Annotated in this window: 2 protein-coding genes; both read left to right on the top strand. The window is 40.7% G+C overall.

Annotation, left to right across the window (positions count from 1 at the left end):
- On the top strand, positions 1–316 hold a 316-nt coding region (locus ACYVRH_RS13420), incomplete at its 5' end, for a hypothetical protein (protein WP_461257398.1).
- Positions 313–910 (top strand): MBL fold metallo-hydrolase (locus ACYVRH_RS13415; protein ID WP_461257397.1); only part of this gene is annotated, 598 nt, incomplete at its 3' end. The genes ACYVRH_RS13420 and ACYVRH_RS13415, both read left to right, overlap by 4 nt.

The raw sequence follows: 910 nt of genomic DNA, 5'->3' as shown, positions 1-910 counted from the left end.
TGCCCGTAGCGCCCAAAATACCAACTGGGATTTTTTCCATACTTTGCTCCTTATGAGTAATAGTAGCAAAAAGAGAAAAATTGATAAAGAGGAATTTTACCGAAATATTTCTCAAAAAGAACACAAAGGAAGAGAAGATCACGAAGAAGAGGGAGAAGTTGTTGTTGTTGTCTGTAATCTAAATATGAACCTCACGAAAAGACAGCGGACAAAACCATTGCTCATTGCTCATTATTCATTGCTAATTGCTAATTGTTCATTGTTCATTGCTCATTTTCCAAAAAAATGCTATTCTCTATTCAGGAGGAAAAAATGAAAAAAATATGCTTTATGGGGTTAATTTTTTACGCAATGGCCGTAAACGGATATGCGGGTGACAGCGATGGTATTTATTCACTGAAAGTCGGTCAATATGAAGTTTACATTTTGGTAGAATCCGAAAGGGACGGAAACACGGGGATTTTAGTCGGAGCGGACGAGGCAGTACTGAAACGCTATATTCCGGTGGAAGGTTTTAAGCACACAGCCAATGCCGTTTTAATCAAAGCCCCGAAACAGAATATATTGATAGATACCGGAACCGGAATGGGCGGTATTATAGTAGAAAAAGTCAAAAAACTGGGCGTACAACCCGAAAATATTGACGCGGTACTTATTACCCACTTGCATGGGGATCACTTTGGCAGTTTGCAAAAAGACGGGGTGGCTGTTTTTACAAAAGCGAAAATTTACCTTTCCGCTAAAGAACTGGAATACTTTACAAAGAGCCAAGTTAATCAGGGAGCGGTTGCAGCGCTTAAACCTTATGGCACAAAGGTTACTACGTTTGAACCGGGAGAGTTGGGAAAAAAACTGAAAGAAATAGTTCCGGGGATTTCTCCCATCGCCGCTTACGGACACACTCCGGGAC

This window comes from Treponema sp. R80B11-R83G3 (assembly GCF_054786115.1).
Note: the sequence above shows the minus strand (reverse complement) of the source record. Positions and strands in the feature narration are given on the sequence as shown.